This window comes from Halalkalibacter oceani (assembly GCF_023715705.1).
Lineage (GTDB): Bacteria > Bacillota > Bacilli > Bacillales > Bacillaceae_D > Halalkalibacter > Halalkalibacter oceani_A.
Map to the genome: position 1 here is coordinate 42,504 of NZ_JAMBOS010000010.1, position 15,598 is coordinate 58,101.

General features: G+C 49.6%; 16 protein-coding genes and 2 riboswitches. Of the genes, 9 read left to right on the plus strand and 7 right to left on the minus strand.

The annotated features are described in order from the left end of the window. Window positions 1–136: 136 nt before the first annotated feature. The 5 genes from M3212_RS11390 to M3212_RS11410 all read left to right on the plus strand — a co-directional run bounded on the left by M3212_RS11390 (window position 137) and on the right by M3212_RS11410 (window position 5,567). Entirely contained in the window at window positions 137–1,123 is a 987-nt protein-coding gene (locus M3212_RS11390; protein WP_251194100.1) for a 2-hydroxyacid dehydrogenase, read from the plus strand. A gap of 156 nt (window positions 1,124–1,279) precedes the next feature. Continuing rightward, window positions 1,280–1,951 carry a GntR family transcriptional regulator gene (locus M3212_RS22295; RefSeq protein ID WP_251194101.1) on the plus strand — a complete coding sequence of 224 codons (672 nt, stop codon included), beginning with the start codon at window positions 1,280–1,282 and terminating at the stop codon, window positions 1,949–1,951. Window positions 1,952–1,963: 12 nt separating this feature from the next. Beyond that, on the plus strand, window positions 1,964–2,992 hold the full coding sequence (locus M3212_RS11400) for a phosphotransferase (RefSeq protein WP_251194102.1): 1,029 nt from the start codon (window positions 1,964–1,966) through the stop codon (window positions 2,990–2,992). Then, window positions 2,970–4,268: a phosphopyruvate hydratase gene (eno, locus tag M3212_RS11405; RefSeq protein ID WP_251194103.1), complete on the plus strand. Its 1,299-nt coding sequence runs from the start codon at window positions 2,970–2,972 to the stop codon at window positions 4,266–4,268. The genes M3212_RS11400 and eno overlap by 23 nt, the downstream gene beginning before the upstream one ends. 132 nt (window positions 4,269–4,400) lie before the next feature. Beyond that, window positions 4,401–5,567, plus strand: coding sequence for a TraB/GumN family protein (locus tag M3212_RS11410; protein WP_251194104.1), 1,167 nt, complete (start codon window positions 4,401–4,403; stop codon window positions 5,565–5,567). 3 nt (window positions 5,568–5,570) lie between these two features. Here M3212_RS11410 and M3212_RS11415 read toward each other — a convergent pair whose 3' ends face one another. From M3212_RS11415 to M3212_RS11425, 3 genes are all read right to left on the minus strand, one after another. Further along, window positions 5,571–6,317, minus strand: coding sequence for a VCBS repeat-containing protein (locus tag M3212_RS11415; RefSeq protein ID WP_251194105.1), 747 nt, complete (start codon window positions 6,315–6,317; stop codon window positions 5,571–5,573). A gap of 115 nt (window positions 6,318–6,432) precedes the next feature. Further along, on the minus strand, window positions 6,433–6,630 hold the full coding sequence (locus tag M3212_RS11420) for a DUF2188 domain-containing protein (protein ID WP_251194106.1): 198 nt from the start codon (window positions 6,628–6,630) through the stop codon (window positions 6,433–6,435). A 70-nt stretch (window positions 6,631–6,700) separates the two neighbouring features. After that, window positions 6,701–7,138: a hypothetical protein gene (locus tag M3212_RS11425; RefSeq protein ID WP_349774190.1), complete on the minus strand. Its 438-nt coding sequence runs from the start codon at window positions 7,136–7,138 to the stop codon at window positions 6,701–6,703. Between the two features lie 240 nt (window positions 7,139–7,378). Between M3212_RS11425 and M3212_RS11430 the strand changes: the two genes are divergently transcribed. The 4 genes from M3212_RS11430 (at window position 7,379) to M3212_RS11445 (ending at window position 11,720) form a co-directional block, all read left to right on the plus strand. Next, window positions 7,379–8,095 (plus strand): YebC/PmpR family DNA-binding transcriptional regulator, encoded by a 717-nt coding sequence (locus M3212_RS11430; protein ID WP_251194108.1) that lies wholly within the window; start codon window positions 7,379–7,381, stop codon window positions 8,093–8,095. Between the two features lie 201 nt (window positions 8,096–8,296). Next, window positions 8,297–9,955 carry an ABC1 kinase family protein gene (locus tag M3212_RS11435; protein ID WP_251194109.1) on the plus strand — a complete coding sequence of 553 codons (1,659 nt, stop codon included), beginning with the start codon at window positions 8,297–8,299 and terminating at the stop codon, window positions 9,953–9,955. A 59-nt stretch (window positions 9,956–10,014) separates the two neighbouring features. After that, complete coding sequence (locus M3212_RS11440) at window positions 10,015–10,686, plus strand: hypothetical protein (protein WP_251194110.1); 672 nt, start codon at window positions 10,015–10,017, stop codon at window positions 10,684–10,686. Window positions 10,687–10,772: 86 nt separating this feature from the next. Beyond that, on the plus strand, window positions 10,773–11,720 hold the full coding sequence (locus M3212_RS11445) for a DMT family transporter (RefSeq protein WP_251194111.1): 948 nt from the start codon (window positions 10,773–10,775) through the stop codon (window positions 11,718–11,720). Window positions 11,721–11,984: 264 nt separating this feature from the next. On the opposite strand, the gene M3212_RS11450 is transcribed toward M3212_RS11445, so the two are convergent. Genes M3212_RS11450 through M3212_RS11465 form a run of 4 tightly spaced genes read right to left on the minus strand, consistent with a single transcriptional unit; the run spans window position 11,985 to window position 15,076 of the window. Further along, window positions 11,985–12,527 (minus strand): 1,2-dihydroxy-3-keto-5-methylthiopentene dioxygenase, encoded by a 543-nt coding sequence (locus M3212_RS11450; protein ID WP_251194112.1) that lies wholly within the window; start codon window positions 12,525–12,527, stop codon window positions 11,985–11,987. A gap of 23 nt (window positions 12,528–12,550) precedes the next feature. Next, on the minus strand, window positions 12,551–13,168 hold the full coding sequence (locus M3212_RS11455; RefSeq protein WP_251194113.1) for a methylthioribulose 1-phosphate dehydratase: 618 nt from the start codon (window positions 13,166–13,168) through the stop codon (window positions 12,551–12,553). Then, window positions 13,161–13,847 carry a 2-hydroxy-3-keto-5-methylthiopentenyl-1-phosphate phosphatase gene (locus M3212_RS11460; RefSeq protein WP_251194114.1) on the minus strand — a complete coding sequence of 229 codons (687 nt, stop codon included), beginning with the start codon at window positions 13,845–13,847 and terminating at the stop codon, window positions 13,161–13,163. The genes M3212_RS11455 and M3212_RS11460 overlap by 8 nt, the downstream gene beginning before the upstream one ends. Next, window positions 13,844–15,076 (minus strand): 2,3-diketo-5-methylthiopentyl-1-phosphate enolase, encoded by a 1,233-nt coding sequence (locus tag M3212_RS11465; RefSeq protein ID WP_251194115.1) that lies wholly within the window; start codon window positions 15,074–15,076, stop codon window positions 13,844–13,846. Before M3212_RS11465 ends, M3212_RS11460 begins: the two co-directional genes overlap by 4 nt. 85 nt (window positions 15,077–15,161) lie before the next feature. Then, a riboswitch (SAM riboswitch) is annotated at window positions 15,162–15,274 on the minus strand. A 168-nt stretch (window positions 15,275–15,442) separates the two neighbouring features. After that, a riboswitch (SAM riboswitch) is annotated at window positions 15,443–15,593 on the plus strand. The last annotated feature ends 5 nt before the right edge of the window (window positions 15,594–15,598 follow it).

Here is a 15,598-nt window from a genome sequence, read left to right on the forward strand (position 1 = left end):
TGTTTCTTTACAGCCAGTTTACCATAGGTGACAGCTTGAATGGGTCCCCATTTCTCAGGAAAAAACGATAGCCGCTGCGCGCATGCCGTGTTATCGTGAAAGGAACATCACATTTTTTTCGGAAAGAGGGATCAGAATGAAGCAAAAGGTTCTTTCTTATATGAGAGTCGATGAGCGTGTGTTGGCCGAGCTGGAAAAAGATTATGACGTTACATCATTTCTACACCATGAGTATCTGGGTGACCCGCGTTTTGACCAGGCTTTGAAAGAAGCGGATGGCATTATCGGTCTGGCCCTTAAGGTGACGAAGGAGCTGCTTGAGCTCGCTCCGAATGTGAAAATTGTTTCAAACGTATCTGTCGGCTATGACAATCTTGATATAGAAGAGCTGACAAAGCGAAATATTATGGCGACCAATACGCCGAATATTCTTGATGATACGACAGCCGATGCGATTTTCGGTCTGCTGCTGGCCACTGCCAGACGGATTCCTGAGCTCGATCACTTTGTGAAAGCCGGGCAATGGACAGTTTCCTTGCAGCCGGAGCAATATGGGATCGATGTCCATCATAAAACATTGGGGATTATCGGCATGGGGAATATCGGCACGGCGATCGCCAAGCGGGCTTATTGCGGCTTTGACATGAATATTTTGTATCATAACCGTACGCGCCGGCCTGAAGCGGAGGAACGGTTCCATGCGTCTTATTGCGAGCTTGATGAACTGCTTGAACGTGCTGACTATGTCTGTCTGATGGTTCCTGCTTCGAAGAATACAAAGCATCTGATCGGAAAAGCGGAGTTTCAGCGAATGAAGCAAACAGCGATTTTTATTAATGGCTCGCGCGGACAAAATGTTGATGAAGCAGCCCTTTACGAGGCGCTCGTACAAGGAGAGATTCGCGCGGCCGGAATTGATGTTTTCACCGAAGAGCCGACCCGGTCCGACAATCCGCTATTGACGCTTTCAAATCTGGTGACATTGCCGCATATCGGCTCGTCGACGATTGAATGCGAATTTCAGATGTCAAAGCTGGCCGCCGACAATCTGCGAAAAGGGCTGCAAGGACAAAAGCCGCCTACGCTGATTAATGAGGAAGTCTGGAACAGGCGGGAAACATAACGATCACAGGTTGGGCCGTTGCTTTTCATCCGGGATGGAAAGCAGCGGCATTTGTTTGTTTGCTAAAAAGAATTGAAAAGTCTGAACATTCGTTATATAGTGAAATGAGAAGTTAATTATTAATTGTTAACACTTTAAATAAGGGAGGAGGCTGTCGTGAGCGATCTTCTTTTTGCGGAGCAGATCAAGCAATCAACCCATATCAAAGTTGCCAATTACATTCGGAAAGGTATTCTTACCGGGAAGTGGGCCTTTCGCGAACATTTAAGTGAAAAGTCGGTCTCAGAGGAACTTCAACTGAGCAGAGGTCCTATTCGTGATGCGATTAAGCAATTACATATCGAGGGGCTAATTGAGATTCCGGGCAATGGCAGACCTTATGTCGTCGGCTTCTCGGAAAAAAGCTTCGCGGACTGGTGCAGGATGAGAATGTATTTAGAGACACTGGCGATTCAGGAAAGCGTCGAGGCAGGTGACAACCGTTCTTATCATGAGATGAGCGAAATTGTCAAAGCGATGGAATCCGCCGCCGCCGAACGTGAGCAATATATTTGGCTCGACCTTTATTTTCACCGGCGGCTCGTGGAAAGCAGTCAAAACCGGGCGTTATGCAAGCTGTGGGAAACGTTGTCGCCCTGCTTGTACACGCTGCAGGAGTTAATTGCGGAGCGCTATGAGCAGCAAAAACAAATCGGCATGCATCTGGCTATTCTTACTCATATGCAGCGTGGCGAGAGCGGGCAGGCGGCTGAGTGTCTGACGGAGCATATTCAAGCCGGAAAGCAGGCGATTCAACAGGTGGTTCGATTTTCGTCCACTTCCGGATAAAGGAGGAGACTGATGATTGATATTTATAACAGGGAAAGCCTACACGGCTATTTGCTTGGGCACGGCCTGGTGGCATCTGGAGAAACCGTTCACTATTCGGCGTTAACCGGTGGTGTTTCCTGCAAGGTCGTCAAGGTTGAGCGAAATGGAAAAAGCTTCGTTGTCAAGCAGGCGTTGCCAAAGCTCAACGTGAAGGATGACTGGTTTTCCGACATTCGCCGTATTTTGATCGAAAAAGATTGCCTGATTGCACTCAATGAGCTGATTCCCGAAGCGGTGCCTGATTTTGTCCATAGTGATGACGAGCAGTTTCTTTATGTGATGGAGGCGGCTCCGTCTGAGGCAGAGGTCTGGAAGCAGCAATTATTAGCAGGTCGGCTTGACTTTCAAGCAACGGAGAAAATCGCCACCGCATTGGCAACCGTTCATCAGCATTCGGCAGAAAGTAAGCGCTTCCACGAGCGGTTTGCTAATCAGCAAATTTTTAAAGAGCTGCGGATTTCTCCATATTTGGAGACGATCAAAGAAAAGCATCCGTCCTTACAAGCGATGATTGACGAGACGATTGCTCTCCTGCTTGAGCAGCGGTTGACGCTCGTCCATGGTGACTTTAGCCCGAAGAACATTCTCGTCACGAAAAAGCGGCTGTATCTTCTTGATTATGAAGTCGCTCATATCGGTCATCCATCCTTTGACCTCGCCTTTGTGACGACGCACTTTCTGCTGAAGTCGATCAATGAAAAGAGATGGGCGCCGGCCTACTTGCATCTGATGCAAGCCTTTATCGCCAGCTATTTCAAGCATATCGACTTTATCGACCGCCGGCAGCTGGAGCGCGACACGGTCAGATTGCTCGCTTTTTTGTTTCTTGCCAGAGTCGACGGTAAATCACCTGCCGAGTACATCACGGCAGCGGAAGACAAGGCGCTGATTCGTGAGCTCAGCTACGAGATCATCAGCTCCGCTACTACGTTTGACGATGTCCAGCATGTCATGTTAAAAAAACGAGGAGGCTTCTATGAATCCATTTGCGATTACTGAAATAAAAGCACGCCAGGTTTTTGACTCCCGCTCTGTCCCGACGGTCGAGGTTGATGTCCATTTAGCCGGGGGAGGCTGGGGACGGGGGACGGTTCCATCGGGCGCCTCAACTGGAAAATTTGAAGCATTGGAGCTGCGCGACGAAAATCCCGATTCCTTTCAGGGGAAGGGCGTCTATCAGGCGATCGGGCATGTCGAGTCGATCATCGCCCCGGCACTGCTCGGTTTAGATGCGACCGACCAGGTGGCGATTGACCAACTTTTGTGCGAGCTGGATGGAACGGAAAATAAATCACGGCTTGGAGCGAACAGCATACTTGCTGTTTCGATGGCGGTCGCCTGGGCCGCGGCGCGGGGAAACAACGTCCCGTTGTACCGCTACTTAGGCGGGGCGAATGCGAAGCAGCTGCCGATGCCGATGATTCAGATTATCGGCGGCGGCGCCCATGCGAGAGCGACAACCGACCTCCAGGATTATCTCGTCATCCCGGTCGGCTCGACAAGCTTTTCACAAGGCTATGAAATGGTCGTCAATGTGTATCAAGCAACGAAAAAAGTCTTTCAAAGACACGGAAAGCCTCTCGCGACGGCCGATGAAGGCGGCTTTTGGCCGACGGGTTTCAGCACAAATGAGGAAGGCTTGCAGCTGTTGGTGGAAGGGATTGAAGAAGCGGGTTATCAGCCGGGTAAAGAAGTGGCGATTGCGCTCGATATCGCCTCGAGCGAGTTTTATCAGGAGGATGGCAGCTACCGCTTTGCTTTAGAGGACCGCTCCTTTACGCGTGATGAATTTATTGATTATCTGTGCGAATTAGCTGACCTCTATCCGATTCTGTCGATTGAGGACGGGATGGCAGAAACCGACTGGGAGGGCTCCCGTATGCTGACGGAAAGAGTCGGCAAGCGGCTGCAGCTGATCGGGGATGATTTGTTCACGACCTCAGTGTCCCGCATTCAACAAGGGGTCCGGCAGGGCGTCTATAATTCGGTGCTGATTAAAATGAATCAAATCGGCACGATTACGGAAACATTGGATGCAATTGAGTCAACGAAAAGCGCCGGGTACCTGCCCGTTATTTCTGCCCGCTCCGGAGAGACGGAAGATACGACGATTGTTCATCTGGCGATCGCGACAAATGCCGGCCAGCTGAAGGTCGGATCGGTTGCACGTTCTGAACGAACGGTGAAATGGAATGAAGTGCTGCGGATTGAAGAGGAGCTTGGAGCCTCTGCCTGCTATGCCGGGCGGGATCTTTTTAACAGGATCTTAAGCTGACAGTTTGCGAGAATGGCAGAGGACCGTATGAGCGTTTCGCTTTAGAGGACCTTCCTTTTGACAGAACGCTATGTTTTCGGCTCCATTATTGGTATACTTACTGGGAAAACGTCTGCAGAAGGAAGGTCAACAATGTCAGAGGAAACGATTACGAGAATATCTCAAGATGGCAAGGAATTTATTCTAGTTGGAACGGCTCACGTCTCGAAAAAAAGCGCGGAGCAGGTTAAGGAAGTAATTGAAGCAGAACGTCCGGACGCTGTTTGTGTCGAGCTCGACCAGCAACGGTTTGAAACGATCCAAAATGCGGACCGCTGGAAGGAAATGGACATCTTTAAAATTATGAAGGCGAAGAAAACAACGTTTCTATTAATGAATCTTGTCATCTCTTCCTTTCAAAAACGGATCGCCAAGCAGTTCGGCATTCAGCCGGGCCAGGAAATGATCCAGGGGATCGAGTCGGCCAAAGAAGTAGGCGCTGAACTTGTACTGGCGGACCGCAATATTCAAATCACCTTTGCCCGCATTTGGCGCAACGTCGGCTTCTGGGGCAAGGCGAAGCTGTTAACGCAAATGATTGGCAGTATTTTTACGAATGAAACGATCTCGGAGGAAGAGCTGGAGCAAATGAAATCCCAGGATATGCTGAACGCCACCCTCCAGGATTTTTCGACGTCCTTTCCGCGTTTAAAGGTCCCGCTCATTGACGAGCGAGATCAATATTTGGCCCAAAAGATCAAGGAAGCACCGGGTAAGAAGGTCGTTGCAGTGCTCGGCGCGGCCCATGTGCCGGGGATTACGGAGGAAATCAAAAAGGAGCAGGATTTACAGGCATTAACGCAACTTCCTCCGAAATCAAAGCTGCCGAAAATCATTGGCTGGGCAATTCCGATTATGATTCTCGCGGTAATCGCCTACACGTTTTTTGCCAATCCGGCAGCCGGCCTTCAGCAAACGGTTAGCTGGATACTGTGGAACGGATCGTTTGCCGCCCTCGGAGCGGCGATCGCCTTTGGTCATCCGTTAACGATTTTGACCGCATTTGTCGTCGCGCCGATCAGCTCATTGAACCCGTTAATTGCCGCAGGCTGGTTTGCCGGGTTTGTACAAGCTTATTTCCGCCGGCCGAATGTCGGGGATCTGGAAAGCCTTGCCGATGATGTCGTTTCTGTCAAAGGCTTCTGGCAAAATAAAGTGACGCGGATTTTGCTGATTATCATTTTTACAAACATCGGCAGTACGCTCGGAACAATCGTCGGCGGTACGGATGTGATTCGTGTCTTTCTTGAAAATTTGTAATGTCTATTGATTGACGCCGAGGACGGCGACATATTGATTGCCGAACGCCGGGATGAATGCTGTGCCGTCCCAGCTAAGCGGCGTTTGGACAAGACCGAGCCCATCGGCATTATACTGACCGATAATGCGCTGCCATGCATACAGCTCATAGACGCCGTCTCCATCGAAGTCAATCGGATAGAGCTGGTTCAACCCGGAAACAGACCCCTCCAGAGGGGTCTTTAATGTGCCGTCTGGATGATAAAGATTTGCCAGGTAGTCATGATCACGGTTGCTGATGTCAATGACGAAGGAAAGATGCAGCGTCTTATTGATCACCTCGATCCGGTAGTCATTTTTGTAGATCACCTCATAGTCATATAATCGGTCAAAAGCTTCATAGTCAAATAAACGCACAGGCTCATTCTCGTAAAAAGAATAGAGATAATAATAGCCGTAGCCGCCACTCCCGCCTGAATCCATGCTGATCAAAATATCATCGACATTCGCCCGTGAAAACGGAGCAAGGAACAGGCGCGGCTGGTAACCTTGATCGGTCGAGAGGGCAACGCTGTGAAATTGATTCGTCTTTCCGTCCTGAATCACGAGCGTGACAGACGTACTGTATGGACTGTCGCCGGACCGCTGTCCGATTAAATAAACATAGTCGACGATAAAGTCTCCATTGACATCCCCTTCCGCATACGAAAAAACAAACGACTCGCGCTGTTCGTTAGAGTGGCTAGAAAATACCGGGAAATTGCTCTTCATGCTTCCATCTCTCCTTACGTATCTTTCCGCTATTCTATGCGTCTGACCAGGAAGAGGGTCTCTTTTTCAAAAAAAAGAGAGCTGCCATTTGGCTGTGCCGGCAACTCCCATACATCTAAAATTGTCTTTCTTCAATGATTTGATGCTGCTGATCAAGAATCAGCACCCGGCTCGGCTGATTTTCACGAGCCAGCTCCTCCGCTGCCTGTATCGCCTCATCCTTAGAGGTGAAGCTGTCTTCAGGAGCGACATCCTCCAGCTTGACGAGCCAGCGCGATGCATCGGCATTTGGAGCTACGCTAAATTGCTTCATCAGATCGCCTCCTTTTTGCTCCGTTTCTGTCATCTTTTCCCGGCTGGGCCCATTCATAAACGTAGCCGCATTATTCGACGATCAGATAGGCGATCATTGGTCCGTTATTTTCGATATTGCTGTGAGCGGTGCAAATAAGCCGGTAGACCCCAGGCTCTGAAAAATGTAAATCAATTAGCGTTTCTTCTCCTTTTTTGACCGTTCCTTTTATGTCGGTCCCTTCAACATAAAAAGGATGCTCCATGCCATTCACCCCGAAAATGCGCAAGGTGATTTCCTTGTCTTTTGGAATATACAATGTACCAGGGTCCCAGCGGTACGCTTCGATTTCATGGCCGTCCTCTGTCGTTGACTTACTTTCACTTGTCACCATATGAAGTTCAAAGATCTCACCAGCCCGTCCCGCGGTTTCAACAGAAGAGCGGTCCTGGAGCACGTACCATAACACACTTGAGACGACGACCGCGAGCGCGAGCAGCAGCCAGCCTTTGCGTAAACGAATAACCATCTTCATTCCCCTTTCTTAAACAAGCCCTGCTTTATACATATGCAAGGAATGAAGGGAAACTTGTCTATTTTTTTTTGCCGATTTCCAAAGCGGATGGTTTTGCACGAGTCCAGAACGGACAGCACTGGTGTCAACCATCTATGAGAGCCTTGCAATCTCGTTTTTTTCTAGCAAGTAATGTATAATAGACGAGAAATGAATAATCGTCTATTTACTTGAAGTGAAAGTGAGTGTTAAGCCATGGGCCGTAAATGGAATAATATTAAAGAAAAGAAGGCATCAAAGGATGCGAATACGAGCCGGATTTATGCGAAGTTCGGCCGTGAAATTTATGTCGCCGCCAAGCAGGGCGAGCCGGATCCGGAGTCGAACCAGGCGTTAAAGGTCGTGCTGGAGCGCGCCAAAACGTATAATGTGCCAAAGGCGATCATTGAACGGGCGCTGGAAAAGGCAAAAGGCGGGGCAGAGGAGAACTACGATGAGCTGCGCTATGAAGGCTTCGGCCCGAACGGCTCGATGGTGATCGTCGATGCGCTGACGAATAATGTCAACCGAACGGCGGCAGAGGTTCGCGCGGCATTTAGTAAAAACGGTGGCAATATGGGCGTGAGCGGCTCCGTCAGCTATATGTTCGATGCGACTGCCGTATTCGGCATTGAAGGCAAGACGGAGGAAGAGATGCTGGAATTGCTGATGGAAGCTGATGTCGATGTTCGCGATCTATTTGCGGAAGACGATTCCGTGATTATTTATGCAGATCCTGCTCAGTTCCATGCCGTGCAGTTTGCCTGCAAGCAGGCCGGCATCACTGATTTTACAGTTGCAGAATTGACGATGCTTGCGCAAAATGATGTGACGCTCGACGCTGACGCGCAGTCACAATTTGAAAAAATGATCGATGTTCTTGAGGATTTGGAGGACGTGAAGCAGGTTTACCATAATGTTGATCTCGCTTAGCGAGTCAACGTGGCAGTATAGTCTTTAGCAGGCTGTACTGCTTTTTTGCTATGGTTGAAAAACAGGGGGAATTCGCATCACGCCGGACCTGCCTGAGAAAAATAGGTAATGAGCACAGTGAGAAAAAACAGGGTGTTTGACCAGCCTGATAATTTGGTATGGTTATAGAAGAGGATAACGGTCAAAAGGAAGGACGAAGAGATGTTAAGACGAAAAATGCGCCATTTGTCAAGATATCAGGAAATAGCCACGGCCTTGTTTCATTACGGCTTCGGCCATATTGTCCGTGATTTGGGCTTGATGGACCAGGTGAGGAGAAAGTCTGGCAGAAAACCGGAGAGCGATGCCACGATGGCCAAACGAATCCGCCTTTTGCTGGAAGAGCTGGGGCCGACTTTTGTTAAGCTCGGGCAGGTGGCGAGCACGCGCTCTGACTTATTTCCGCAGACGATTATTACAGAGCTGGAAACGCTCCAGGATCATGTGCCAAGCTTTCCGTTTGACGAGGTGAAAGGAATTATTGAGGCAGAGCTGCAGGCGTCACTTTCGACTTGCTTCGCCTCGTTCGATGAGCAGCCGCTTGCCGCGGCGTCGATTGGACAGGTTCATCGAGCAACGCTGATAAGTGGAGAGGATGTCGTCGTCAAAGTGCGCCGGCCGATGATTGAACGGCTGATCGAAACCGACCTTGAAATTATCGCCGATCTGCTCGTGATGGCTGAGGATCGTCTCAACTGGGTTGCGCAGTTTCAGCTTGTCGAGCTGTTTAACGAATTTGCGAAGGTGCTGCGCCAGGAGCTTAATTTCGTGATTGAGGCCGATAATACAGAGCGGATTCGCAAGCAGAGTATGGAAAGCGGCTATATTTCAGCACCGAGGATTTACAATGATTATTCAACGAAAAAAGTGCTGACCCAGTCGTTTATTGATGGAGTGAAGGTGACAGAGGCGACGCAAGCAGCCGGCTATCAGCCTGAACGGATAGCCGAGCAATTTGCCAAAGGAATGTTTGAGCAAATGTTTGTTCACGGGTTCTTTCATGGTGACCCTCATCCCGGGAACGTATTTGTCACGAAAGCGAATAAGGTTGTCTTACTTGACTTTGGCATGGTTGGCCGGCTTTCGCGCCGGATGCGCCAGGAGCTGGCGCTGCTGTTGATCGGTCTTTACAAGCGCGATACAAACAAAGTACACCGAGCCCTGATCGGAATGGAAATTTTACGGGAGGACAGTGACCAGGAGCTGATTTGGGACGACCTCGAGCAGCTGCGGATCAAATACGCGACGATGGAAATAAGCGAGATCAGCCTGGCTAACGCCTTACAGGAAATCTTTGATATTGCCCACAAGCACCGCTGTCTCGTGCCGTCCTCATTAACGGTGCTGCTGAAATCAATCCTTTCGATTGAGCGGATGCTGGCAACGTTGGCGCCGCAGCTCCGCATTATTGATATTATCGAGCCATTCGGCCACGAGCTGGTCAGAGAGCGCTATGATCCGATCCGCGCCGCAAAGCAGATGCAGGAAGAGACAATTGATTTGCTGCGAACTTTGCGCTACTTGCCGAAGGAGCTACAGCATGTGATCCGTGCCGCACGGCGCAATGAACTGGAAATGAAAATGTCGATTTCCGAGCTTGATCAGCTGAATCATAAAATTGACCAAACTACGAATAAGCTCTCGTTTTCGATTGTGCTTTTATCGTTCAGCATCATAATGGCGGCGGTGATTATTGGTGGTTCACTTACGGCGGAGCAGACGATTCTGTCACGCCTGCCTTCGCTTGAGATCGGACTCGGCATCGCCTCGTTTCTCTTTCTCTGGATTATGTGGGCGATCATCCGCTCAGGGAGGTTTTGATCACGGAGAAGAAACGTTAACCGACGAACGGGCGTCTCATCATATAAGGGGGAATTACGATGAAAAAGGTTATGATTCTGCTTTTATTGGTGCTAGGTGGCTGCTCGTCTCACGTGCAAAAGCCGGAAGCCTGCCCGGATGAAATCAATGAGTGGGCCGATCTGTTGATGTATCATGACATCGAATATATCGGATTGGGAAAAGGCGGTGGTAAGCGTCAGAAAGGAGAAAAACTAGGCGAAGTCACCTTTCAACTTGCTGACCAGGCCTGCGCCAACCATCAAATCAAAAATGGCGATGCTGCTTTTCTGCCGGAAGGAACTGAGATTTTTGAAAGCGTCGACTACCGGCCTGATTTCCGGCTGATCGCCGGGGGACGTCTTTTTCAAGTACATAGAAATGAAGCGGCCGAGACAATAAAGGAGCTGTACGACATCGAAGGAAAAGTGACGAAGCTTAGTCGGGAAAGCGGCAACGATGGCAGCCATATGTACGATTACAGTGATGAAGATACAAAAGCGTTCATCGAGGATTTTCTTTCTTTGGCCTATGTCGGCTTTGATGGCATCTATGCTGACATTAAATTTCGCAATCCGGTTTTCTTGCGGATTCACCTTGAGGATGGCTCTTCTTTTCGTCTTTCCTACTGGCTTGACGCCAATGCGATCAACCCGGGAGCGTATGCGACAGATAGAATGAAATCGATTATTGCAGAAGGAGGCCGTGGATAGCCCGGCAATTGAGCGCGCCGCAGTCAGATTATGGTATGATAGAGTTGAGCTACTAGATACTAGACTAGAGAAGGAAGGCGAAATGATTGCAGGCCGTATTCAACAAACTGAAGCAGTCCCCCTATCTGCTGCTTGTGCTGGCTACTTTTTTTTGGGGAACGAATTTTGCATTTAGCCGGATGGTGGTGGAGGAAATCCCGCCGGTTCAGCTTTCTGTAATGAGGTGGACGATTGTCAGCCTTGTATTTTTACCATTCGTTATCAACGAGGTAAAGGCGAATAAAGCGGTCCTCAGGGCTAATTGGAAGGTTCTCATTCTGCTGGCGATTACCGGCGTCGGCGGCTTTAATACGCTTTTATATATTGCGATACAGTATACGACATCGATCAATGCATCGCTCGTGAATTCGCTCTCTCCGCTGCTAATTGTCGTATTATCGGTGATGTTTTTAAAAGAGAAAATTGTCCCTTGGCAGCTTGTCGGGATTGTCGTTTCGCTTGCCGGCGTATTTGTCGTGGTGACAGGCGGCAGTGTGGAAGCGATTCTCGCGCTGCGGATTAACCCAGGCGATTTGATCGTCGTCGTCGCGGTCATCTGCTGGTCGATTTATTCGGTGCTGATGAAGCGATTTGGCGTCGACCTGCCAAAAAAAGCGACTTTTTTAATCACGATCTATATCGCGATTCTTAGTCTGATTCCGTTCGCACTGTTTGAGCGAACGTACCAGCCGCTCGAACTGACGTCGTTATCGCCTTCACTTCTGCTGATGGTCGTCTATCTTGCCCTGTTTCCGGGGTTCATCTCTTTTATTTGCTGGAATGAGGGTGTGATGCAGGTCGGACCGGGCAAGGCGTCCAACTACTTGCATATGATCGTCCTGTTCACGACCTTGCTTGCTGTGCTGTTTACCGGGGAAATTCTGACGAAAGCACAGCTGATCGGTGGAATTTTAATTTTAACCGGGGTCATTCTGGCCTCCAATCCGCAGTTTCTCTCGGGAAATGGGAAGGCGGACAAAAGAGCGGTATCCTAGAAGCTAAACATCCTAACATTAGTAGAAGAGCAGGAAGGTCAACCAGCCCCCTGGATCACGGAAAATCCGTTTCTGAAACAGAGCGTCTGGTGGATATACACTTACCTAGGTAACATACTTTCCCCTTCACAAGAAAGGGGCTGGGCAAAAGGTGAATAAATCCTTTTGTCCCAGCCCCCTAAAGGATAATGGTTTCAGCTAGAATCGAAGAAAGGAAGCGCCTCTGCGCGTCCTTTCCAAGAAAAGACGGCCGTGACGTTCTTTTTATTTACTTCCCTCAAACTCAGGATCAGCAAAAGGATGAGCAACCCAGCCTTCCGGATCAATGAACAAGCGGACGGCAACAACCTGGCGCTCTTCCGAGAGGGTGAAGAAATGCGGGATGTTAACCGGAACGGAAATGACGTCTCCTGGTGTAAGGTTGACATCGAAATAGCCGGTTTCTGCCCCTTTAATGACAAAAGTCCCTGATCCGGCTGTAATCGCGCGTACCTCATCCTCGGTATGAGTGTGAACCTGCTCGAACTTTTTCAACAGCTTGTCGAGGTCGGGCGTGTCATTATTTAAGGAGATCACATCCCATTTCTGATAGCCGCGGCGCCCGGCAAGTGAACGAATGTCTTCATCAAACGTCGCCAGCACTTCCTCCTTATCGCCATCTGTCAGATGACAAACCCCTTGCAAACGATCAGGCAACTTGCTCGTATCCCAATGCTCATAAAGAACGTCCTGACTTGCTAAAAAGCTGCCCACCTCTTCTTCTCCACGAATGACTTCTCCTGTGTTACGAATTTGAATTTCTGCCATTTGATTTTCCTCCTTCAGGATGGTTATTTTCTTAAAGCCAGCATCTTAAGATGATAGCTGAATAAAAACTCAAAAGCTTCCAAATGTTTTTTCGCTTCAAAGCCATTCCGGCCCCAGGCGGTGATACCGTGGTTGCGAATGAGCACTCCGTAGACGCCAGAAACGATTCGTTCGGCGACCGCGTCTCCCAAGCGGGGAAGATCGGCGTAATTTTCAACGATCGGCACGGTGATCTCGCCATCCTCGTCCCAAATGTTAAACGCTTTGATCAACTCCTGGCGACGGAAGGTAATTTCCCCTTGTTCACCGTACAGCTCTGAAATGACATTATTATCAATCGTATGAACATGAAGCGAGCAGCCAGCGTCGGTCTTTTCATAAATTCGTTGATGGAGCACCGTTTCCGCTGATGGCTTGAGCTGAGTTTCTTCAAGCGGTTGACCATTGCCGCCGACTAATAAAAAATCCTCGGTTGTCCGTTTTCGTTTGTCTTTGCCACTTGCGGTGACAAGGAAAGAGAGCGGCGAGTCGCTGACCTTGATCGATAAATTTCCGCTTGTGCCCGGGAACCAGTCGCGGGCGGCGAGTTCATCTTTAATGTCAGCGAGCTCGTTCCATTTTTCCTGTACTGCTTCATTCATTTACGCTCACTCCTTTTTTCACTTTCAGTCCGGCTATCACTTCATGGAAGGACGAGAAAGCCGTATGGCGGAGGCCGAGCTCCTGACATTTTTCAAGCAGAAAGTCATCACAGGCGAACACTTCATCGGCGAGCTTGGCTGCCTGCAGATCGGTAATCGAATCTCCGATGACAATTCTGTAATAATCGTTGGCTGAATACTGCCGCAAAATCGATGGCTTGCAGCAGCCGCAATCATTTGTGCATTCACCGTCGCAGGCGTGAGGCCAGAGAATCTGGATCGTCGCGCCGCTGAAGTCGCTGCCGTTGCAATAAAGGCTGTCTGTCAGCTTGTAGGGAGCGAGCATTGGTTCGACGAAAAAGTCAATCCCGCCGCTGACAACCTTAAAGTCGAAGCCGTACTCCTTCGTAAAGTCCAGCAGCTCCTGAAAGCCCGCGCGAATTGTCGCCTGCCGCTGAACAAAGGCAATGATCTCCGCTTTTCGTTCCACCGGAATGAGAGAAAACAGCGCGCCGACCCCTTCGCGAATTGAAATCCGCTGGGCGAGTATATCATCCTTAATCTGCTCCCAGCCGGGCGGGGCAAATTCCTTCATGATTGCGATAATATTGTCCTTAGTGGTAATCGTGCCGTCAAAATCGCAAAAAATGATCGGCTTTCGTCCATCAATTGTACTCATGATCCCTGCCCCCACAGCTCAAGCGCGGTGCGCAGTTCCGCCTGCTGCCCGGCGGCCTCGTCGAGAGTACGTCCGGCAAGCACAGCATCGATCGCCGCTCTAAAGGCACGGGCCCCGGCATCGGCGCCGGCCGGATGACCGTGAATGCCGCCGCCGGCGTTAATGACTGCGTCATGGCCAAAGTCATTGATTAAAAGCGGTGTCAGTCCCGGATGAATCCCGGCCGATGGAACCGGAAAGGCCGGCTTGAGCTGGCTTTGAGCGGTCAATGCTGTTGCAATGTCCTGCGTTTCCTGCTTTTCCAAAGCGACGCTGCCATATGGAGAAGGGAAGAGGACAAGGTCGGCTCCGGCAAGGCGCAGCAGCTTTCCAAGCAGCACTTTGTTGGAGAAGCCATAATAAGGTGAGCCGGTCATCGCACCGGAAACAGCCGGGTGGGCCATTAACGGCACGGAAATATCCGGATCCTCGGCGAGGCTTTGCAGCACATCAAGGCCGTAGGCAAACACATTAAACAATAACGCGCTTGCGCCGAGCTCGACCGCCCGCTTCGCCTTTTCCTTTAAGTCGAACGTGCGTCCAGTCAAGTTTACAGCGTACAGCGTTCTTTTTCCGGTTTCTTCATAGGCCTCAGCCAGCGTCTGGACGCCGGTCGTAATCCGCTGTTCAAAAGGTGTCAGTTCATTGTCAAAGAGAATCTCATCATCCTTGACCAGGTCAACACCGCCTATTGCCTGATGCTTAAGCTGGTGCTGAAATTCAGCAAGGTCCTTGCCGATCATCCCTTTAAAAATACTCATTAACAATGGACGGTCAAACACGTCGAGCCGTTCGCGGACGCCGCTGATGCCGAATTGCGGACCAGGGAATCGGGCTTCAAGCTGAGGTGCCAGTTCAATGTCGACCAGCTTAATTTCTCCATCAAGGGACAGCTTGCCAAAAATCGTCGTCAAGATTGCTGCCAGATCCGGACTGAAGTTGGCGGCAGGGTAGGCGACTTTGATCAAGCCGACCGTGCGTTTGTCAGAAAAATATCGATTGTCGTCCGCCGTTGGTGCAAGCTCTTCGATAGATACGACTTCCCCTTTATGTTTTTCAAGCTGCTTTTTTTCAAGGGCGGGCAGGTTTGTCCAGGAGCCGATCGTCAAGCCAAGCGCGATGCCCTGCGCTTTTTTATGAAGATCGCCTTTTTGATCAAACACCCGGTAGGTTGCGGTAATATGACTCATCGTAGCGGAGTCCTCCTTTCATGATCAGCATAAAAAAATCCTCGTTCTTTGAAAAAGAAGAGGACTCATTCTATGATTCTATGTCCTCTTATCTGTCAGCTTTTACGCTTGAGAGAATTAGCACCTTGAATCAGCCGCTGGCTGAAACAGGTTGCCGGGCTTCATCGGGCTCGTCCCTCCACCTGCTCTTAATAAGAGTATTCGTATTGGTATTCCTATTTAGAAAACGATGTAATGAATTATGCCAGAGGAAGAGTCGTCTGTCAATTATGAATTATTTTTGCAGAAACTATTGACAAAACGAATGTCTGACTCGTATGATTACTCTCAGAATTCAAAAAGTAAAACATAAAATTACATGATTCACTCTTATCGAGAGCTGGCAGAGGGAATTGGCCCAATGAAGCCCGGCAACCGGTCTATTCATCAAGATGATTGATGGAAGCCTAAAAGGTGTAAAGACACGGTGCTACATCCAACAGCCGTTTTGATTGTAAAACGGGCTGAAAGATAAGAGGACGG

Excerpts from the sequence above, each read along its gene's own strand:
- M3212_RS11390 (WP_251194100.1), top strand. The coding sequence starts at position 137 with ATGAAGCAAAAGGTTCTTTCTTATATGAGAGTCGATGAGCGTGTGTTG.
- M3212_RS11400 (WP_251194102.1), top strand. The coding sequence starts at position 1,964 with ATGATTGATATTTATAACAGGGAAAGCCTACACGGCTATTTGCTTGGG.
- eno (WP_251194103.1), top strand. The coding sequence starts at position 2,970 with ATGAATCCATTTGCGATTACTGAAATAAAAGCACGCCAGGTTTTTGAC.
- M3212_RS11410 (WP_251194104.1), top strand. The coding sequence starts at position 4,401 with ATGTCAGAGGAAACGATTACGAGAATATCTCAAGATGGCAAGGAATTT.
- M3212_RS11415 (WP_251194105.1), bottom strand. The coding sequence starts at position 6,317 with ATGAAGAGCAATTTCCCGGTATTTTCTAGCCACTCTAACGAACAGCGC.
- M3212_RS11420 (WP_251194106.1), bottom strand. The coding sequence starts at position 6,630 with ATGAAGCAATTTAGCGTAGCTCCAAATGCCGATGCATCGCGCTGGCTC.
- M3212_RS11425 (WP_349774190.1), bottom strand. The coding sequence starts at position 7,138 with ATGGTTATTCGTTTACGCAAAGGCTGGCTGCTGCTCGCGCTCGCGGTC.
- M3212_RS11430 (WP_251194108.1), top strand. The coding sequence starts at position 7,379 with ATGGGCCGTAAATGGAATAATATTAAAGAAAAGAAGGCATCAAAGGAT.
- M3212_RS11435 (WP_251194109.1), top strand. The coding sequence starts at position 8,297 with ATGTTAAGACGAAAAATGCGCCATTTGTCAAGATATCAGGAAATAGCC.
- M3212_RS11440 (WP_251194110.1), top strand. The coding sequence starts at position 10,015 with ATGAAAAAGGTTATGATTCTGCTTTTATTGGTGCTAGGTGGCTGCTCG.
- M3212_RS11450 (WP_251194112.1), bottom strand. The coding sequence starts at position 12,527 with ATGGCAGAAATTCAAATTCGTAACACAGGAGAAGTCATTCGTGGAGAA.
- M3212_RS11455 (WP_251194113.1), bottom strand. The coding sequence starts at position 13,168 with ATGAATGAAGCAGTACAGGAAAAATGGAACGAGCTCGCTGACATTAAA.
- M3212_RS11460 (WP_251194114.1), bottom strand. The coding sequence starts at position 13,847 with ATGAGTACAATTGATGGACGAAAGCCGATCATTTTTTGCGATTTTGAC.
- M3212_RS11465 (WP_251194115.1), bottom strand. The coding sequence starts at position 15,076 with ATGAGTCATATTACCGCAACCTACCGGGTGTTTGATCAAAAAGGCGAT.